Below are 5,922 nucleotides of genomic sequence, written 5' to 3'. Positions count from 1 at the left end.
AGGGGTCCAACAGCGATGGATGCTTCATGTTCCGCTCCTGCTGGCGGCAAGCCGCAGCTTAAAAAGCGGGCCGCGCGTTGCCTGGTGGAATTGCAGGGATGCGCGGCGTGGCCTGCATCGAGTGCAAAGCCGGCCGTGCCGGATGATTCGCCCGATCAGACTTGGGCGCAGATGCCGCTACGCTCAACCGTTCCTAGAGTAGTACACCTGAGCATGGTTTGTTTTCATTTTTCCCTGTCGATGAAGCGAAATGCAAGCCGGGTGGCACTCAACCCGCCATTTAGGATGCAGACAAAAAACAACGGCAGGTCGAACGAACGTTCGCTCAAGCCAAGGCAAATGTTCAGGCTTTTAGATGCGGGCTTAGCCCGAATTGCGCGGATTACGGCCAAGCGCCGCGTAGTTCCTCAACTCGACCTTAAGAATTCCGTGTGTCAAGGGAATGAATGACCCTTTTTTGGCCGCTTGCGCACGTTTCGATACCAACCTCGTATGCGCGAAATCGCCGATTTCTGACAAAATAAAACCAGCACCCGATATCGCCGTCGAATCATGACAAGCAAGCTCACGATCAATGCCACTATTTCGGCGGACCGCGCGTCCGTCAGTTTCATCACGTTCTCACGCGAGCACGAAATCCAGTGCAACATCACGCGTAAAGCGTTGGAGCAATGCTTCTGGGCCCCCGCCGGTGCCAGCGACGAGCGCCTGCTCAAAGCGCTTTCAGATGGCTATGAGCGCATCAGTGCGCGCGTGCATCGCAAGTTCCTGGCGCATCCGTCGCATTCCGTTCATCTCGATGTGATGGATTTTTCGGCCTAAGTCGCTTAAGCGGCTTGCGCCGCTTAAGCCTTTAGTGCTTAGCGCGAAACTTGAGTCGCCTTTCTTAGCTTGGCAACGTCATCCACGCTCACCGCAGATGTGTTGTTGTTCCATGCCCCGCGAATGAAAGTCAGCACATCGGCGATTTGCTGATCGCTCAGGACCGGCGCGTAATGCGGCATCGGATAAGGCGCGGGCACGCCCTGAATCACCAGATCGTCGGTTCCGTTGAGCGTCACGTTGATAAGCGACGACGCATCCTTTTCCAGCACGTTCGGATTCCCCGCAAGCGGCGCAAGCATCGGCGCAAAGCCGCGTCCATCGATACCGTGACAGTGCATGCAGAACGCCGTATAAACCCGTGCGCCTGAGTCATGCGCGGGCGGCCGCATCAACGATACCTTGGTCGCCTTAGCATCGTACGAATATGGCGGCGAGCCGTCGCCACCTGTTGCGGGCAAGGACTTGAGATATCGCGCCATTGCAGCGATATCAGCGTCGCTTAGCGCTTGCGTGCTGTTATTGATCACGCTCGACATGGAACCGAACGCCGATGCGTGCGCATTCGCACCCGTCTTGAGAAACGCGATCACGTCGGCTTCCGACCATCGGCCTAAGCCAGTGTTGTGTTCGCCAGTCAAGTTCGATGCGAACCAGTTGTCAAGCGAACTGCCCGTCAAATAAGCGCTGCCGCTTTCGTCAACCGCCTTTTCCTGAAATGCGATACCGCGCGGGGTATGACACGAGCCGCAATGTCCAAGGCCTTGAATAAGATAAGCGCCTCGATTCCATGCGACGTCTTTGCCTTGCTTGTCGTGATATGCGCCTTTGTCCAAAAAGACAACGTTCCACATTTTCAAAGGCCAGCGCATATTCATCGGCCATTTGATGTCTGAGTCGCGATTGGCCTGTTTGACGGGACTGACGCCGTGCAGGAAGTACGCATAGAGCGCATGCATGTCTTCATCGTTGATCTTGGCGTAGGACGGATAAGGCATGGCCGGATAAAGATTGTGGCCGTCTTTGGCCACGCCTTCACGCAAGGCGCGCGCGAAATCCTCTTCGGTGTACTTGCCTATGCCGGTGTCCGGGTCGGGCGTGATGTTGGTCGTATAAATTGCGCCTAAAGGCGTGGTCATCGGCAAGCCGCCTGCTAAAGGCTTGCCGCGCGGCGCGGTGTGGCAAGCAACGCAATCGCCCGCTTTAGACAGATATGCGCCGCGTGCGACGAGCGCGTCGTTAGCGGCATCGGCAGCATGCGCGATAAAAGGTGCCGCAAAAAGCGCGGCTATCAGCGACTTTTTCATCTTCGGCCTCCGTCAAGCGCTTTGCAGTTGACTGCCGACCGGTAGCTGCCTGAGCCGCTTGCCCGTCGCCGCATAAATTGCATTGGTAATCGCGGGCGCAAGCGCCGCCGTGCCCGGTTCGCCAATACCGCCCGGCGCTTCCGTGCTCTTGACGATATGCACTTCGATCGGCGGTGTTTCGTGTATTCGCAGCATCCGATAGTCGGTGAAATTGCTTTGCTCGACGCGGCCGTTCTTAATGGTGATTTCGCTATATAGCGCGGCCGTGATGCCAAAGATAATCCCGCCCTGCACTTGCGCTTCGACCGTATTAGGATTGACGACGCGGCCGCAATCCACCGCGCAGACCACGCGATCCACTCTTACCGCGCCGTTCTTATCGACACTCACATCAGCGACCATCGAAAAGAAACTGCCGAACGCGTGCATCACGGAGACGCCGCGCCCTTGACCTTGCGGCATAGTTTGCTTGCCCCAATTGGCGGCTTGCGTGGCGACATCGAGCACATTGCGCGCACGCGGTGTCTTAGCCAATAAATCACGGCGATATTGCACTGGATCGGCTTTAGCCTGCACTGCGAGTTCATCAATAAAACTTTCTACGACGAACGTGCCACGCGTCGGCCCGACACCACGCCAAAAAGCGGTCGGTACGGCATGCGGCTCATAGCGCACGTAATCGACAAGCTGATTAGGCAGGTCATACGGCAAGTCCGACGCGACCTCTACTGCATCCGGATCGACGCCATTCTTGACGGCAGGCGGTGCAAAGCGCGCCAATACCGAAGACCCGACAATGCGATGTGTCCACGCAACCGGCTTGCCATTCGCATCGAGTCCCGCAGAGAGCTTGTCGTAGTAGCACGGACGATACATATCGTGCTGAATATCTTCTTCGCGCGACCACACGACTTTCACCGGCACGCCAACTTGCTTGCCGATCTTGAGCGCCTGCGTAGCCATATCGAATTCGAGCCGTCTGCCGAAACCGCCACCGATCAAATGGTTATGCACCACGATCTTTTCCGGCGGCAAACCCGTGGCTTGCACGCCTGCATCCACGATACGCGTGGGCACTTGCGTGCCTAGCCAGATATCGCAGGCATCGGCGCGCACATGGACCGTGCAATTGATCGGCTCCATCGTCGCGTGAGCGAGCAAGGGCTGCCGATACACCGCATCGACACGCGTCTTAGCGCTGGAAAATGCGTTATCGACATTGCCATCCTTGCGCGCGACCGCGCCATTCTTTTGCGATGCATTCGCCATGTCGCCATAGATTTGTTCCATGGTGACGCTTGCGCCCGGCCCTTCGTCCCATTGAATCGTTAGCGCCGCCGCGCCGCGTTTAGCGGCCCACGTGTGATCGCCGATAATGGCCACGCCGTTATCGAACTTGACGATTTGTTTGAAGCCGGGGATTTTCTTAGCGTTGGTGTCATCGACAGAAACCAACTTTCCGCCAAAGACCGGACAATTGACGATGGCCGCATAGACCATATCCGGCAAGCGCACGTCCAGCCCGAACACCGCACTGCCATCCACTTTCTCAGGCGAATCGAGGCGCTTGACTTGCGTGCCGATTATCTTGAAGTCCTTAGGATCTTTAAGCGCGACGTTTTGCGGTGCGGGCAGCCTAGCGGCGGCTTCGACCAGATCGCCGTAATTCGCAGTGCGTTGGGTGGACACGTGCATGATCTTGCCGCTCTGCGCCTGACACCCTGACGGATCGCATTGCCACTGTTGCGCGGCTGCGGCAACCAGCATCATGCGCGCGGTCGCGCCTGCTTTGCGCAAGGGCTCCCATGCGTAACGAATCGATGTGGACCCGCCCGTCAATTGGCCGCCTAAAAGCGGATCCGTAAAGAGTTTTTCGTTGGGCGGCGCATGATCGATGGTGACATGATCGAGCGGCACTTCGAGTTCTTCCGCGATCAACATCGGCAAAGACGTATAAACGCCTTGACCCATTTCGACTTTCGGCATGATTAAAACAACCTTGCCGTTCTTGTCGATTTGCACGAAAGCATTCGGCGCAAAGACACCGTCCTGCGGTGTCTCGATACCATCGCCACCGACGACGGACTTAGCATTTCCCTGATCCTGACTTGCCGCCGGCAAGCTAAAGCCGATCAGTAATCCCCCGCCCGCCGCAACGCCCGCCGATACACCGAACTTCAAAAACGCACGGCGTGAGAATCCCGCACGCGCCGCATGACGGCCCGCTTCGATCAGTCCTTGCGACATGTCACGCCTCCCTGGCCGCTTGCTTGATGGCCGCACGGATGCGGTTATACGTGCCGCAGCGACAGATATTGCCCGCCATCGCGGCATCGATATCGTCATCAGTGGGATTGGGCACCTGGCTTAACAAAGCAGACGCCGACATCACTTGTCCCGACTGGCAATAACCGCACTGCACGACGTCCAGCGCGCGCCATGCAGCCTGCACTTTCTTGCCTGCGGGCGTGGTGTCCACGGCTTCGATCGTCGTCACCTTGCGATCGCCGATGGCGGCAATCGGCAACACGCACGAGCGCACCGCCGCGCCATCGAGATGAACGGTGCAAGCGCCGCATTGCGCGATGCCGCAGCCGAATTTGGTTCCAGTCAGTCCCACGAGATCGCGCAATACCCAAAGCAAAGGCATATCGGGCGGTGCATCGACAGTATGGGTCTGGCCGTTGATGGAAAGTGTAGTCACGAGCGGCTCCGGCTTAAGAATGCGTGTCTGGCGGATAGCGCAAATGACTGAACGCGTGGGGAGCGTTCAGTGGAAGCGTACGAAATTTCCTGAGGCTAGCGGATTGTAGCGCTGCTTAATAAAGCCGGCACATATGGATTCATGCACGGACTTTTAGGCATTTTTGAATGCTTGAGGTAGTACCTAAGCCGATTTATTTCGGCTAGTGTGGTTGATATTTAGACACTAAAGCGCAAGACAGTTAGTTGCATCGCTAAAGGAGACGATAATGCAGGCGCTTGTGCTTAACCGACATAACGGTCCGCTTGAACTCACGGATATTCCGCGTCCATCGCCTAAGCCCGATCAGGTGCTCGTGCGTATTCACGCTTGCGGACTCAATCCGCTCGATATGAAAATCCGCGCGGGCGCAGCGGACCATGCTAAGCATGCGCTGCCGCTGATACTAGGCATCGATATGGCCGGGGTCGTCGAAGCGGTCGGCGACGATGTCACGCACTTCGCTCCCGGCGATGCCGTCTATGGCATGACCGGCGGCGTCGGCGGCATTCAAGGCGCGCTTGCAGACTATGCCGCTGTCGATGCCGCATTGCTCGCGCACCAACCCGCCAATCTTTCGATGCGCGAGGCCGCGGCCATGCCGCTGGCGTTCATCACATCGTATGCGGGCATTGTGGATCGCGCGAATTTGCAGGCGGATCGCACGGTGCTCGTGCAAGGCGGCGCGGGTGGCGTCGGACATTTATCTGTTCAGCTCGCGCTTGCGCTCGGCGCGCACGTATTCGCGACCGCCAGCGCACGCGATCACGCGTTTATCCAAAGCTTAGGGGCCACGCCTATCGATTACCGTACAACGAGTGTCGAACAATATGTCGCGGAACATACAGACGGCCAAGGCTTCGACCTCGTTGTCGATACGGCAGGCAGCACATCGCTCGATGCATCGTTCGCCGCAGTCAAACACTTCGGGCATGTCGTCAGCGCGTTGGGTTGGGGCACGCATGCGCTTGCGCCGCTATCGTTTCGTGAAGCCACTTATTCCGGCGTATTCACGCTGCATCCTTTGCTAAGCGGTGAATATCGCACCCA

6 protein-coding genes are annotated in these 5,922 nt (G+C 57.6%); 3 read left to right on the top strand and 3 right to left on the bottom strand.

All coding sequences use genetic code 11. The features are described 5' to 3' along the window. Both P7F28_RS03870 and P7F28_RS03865 read left to right on the top strand, forming a co-directional pair. The coding region (locus P7F28_RS03870) for a hypothetical protein (protein WP_277183121.1) at positions 1–450 on the top strand (450 nt) is incomplete at its 5' end. Positions 451–552: 102 nt separating this feature from the next. After that, positions 553–822, top strand: a complete 270-nt coding sequence (locus P7F28_RS03865) for a DUF1488 family protein (RefSeq protein ID WP_277183120.1) — start codon at positions 553–555, stop codon at positions 820–822. Positions 823–860: 38 nt separating this feature from the next. Here the strand turns inward: P7F28_RS03865 and P7F28_RS03860 are convergent, their stop codons facing one another. Genes P7F28_RS03860 through P7F28_RS03850 form a run of 3 tightly spaced genes read right to left on the bottom strand, consistent with a single transcriptional unit; the run spans position 861 to position 4,833 of the window. Next, a complete protein-coding gene (locus P7F28_RS03860) occupies positions 861–2,129 on the bottom strand; it encodes a cytochrome c (RefSeq protein WP_277183119.1) in 1,269 nt (422 codons plus the stop codon). Positions 2,130–2,141: 12 nt separating this feature from the next. Then, complete coding sequence (locus tag P7F28_RS03855) at positions 2,142–4,376, bottom strand: xanthine dehydrogenase family protein molybdopterin-binding subunit (protein ID WP_277183118.1); 2,235 nt, start codon at positions 4,374–4,376, stop codon at positions 2,142–2,144. A 1-nt stretch (position 4,377) separates the two neighbouring features. Continuing rightward, the gene (locus tag P7F28_RS03850; RefSeq protein WP_277183117.1) at positions 4,378–4,833 is read right to left on the bottom strand and encodes a 2Fe-2S iron-sulfur cluster-binding protein; all 456 of its coding nucleotides are present in this window, start codon (positions 4,831–4,833) and stop codon (positions 4,378–4,380) included. Between the two features lie 268 nt (positions 4,834–5,101). Here P7F28_RS03850 and P7F28_RS03845 point away from each other — a divergent pair. After that, on the top strand, positions 5,102–5,922 hold an 821-nt coding region (locus tag P7F28_RS03845), incomplete at its 3' end, for a zinc-dependent alcohol dehydrogenase family protein (protein ID WP_277183116.1).

Origin of the sequence: Caballeronia sp. BR00000012568055 (genome assembly GCF_029439455.1) — a bacterium.
Taxonomy (GTDB): Bacteria; Pseudomonadota; Gammaproteobacteria; order Burkholderiales; family Burkholderiaceae; genus Caballeronia.
The sequence above is the reverse complement of the archived record's forward strand: the minus strand, read 5'-3'. Positions and strand labels throughout refer to the sequence as shown.

Excerpts from the sequence above, each read along its gene's own strand:
- P7F28_RS03860 (WP_277183119.1), bottom strand. The coding sequence starts at position 2,129 with ATGAAAAAGTCGCTGATAGCCGCGCTTTTTGCGGCACCTTTTATCGCG.
- P7F28_RS03855 (WP_277183118.1), bottom strand. The coding sequence starts at position 4,376 with ATGTCGCAAGGACTGATCGAAGCGGGCCGTCATGCGGCGCGTGCGGGA.
- P7F28_RS03865 (WP_277183120.1), top strand. The coding sequence starts at position 553 with ATGACAAGCAAGCTCACGATCAATGCCACTATTTCGGCGGACCGCGCG.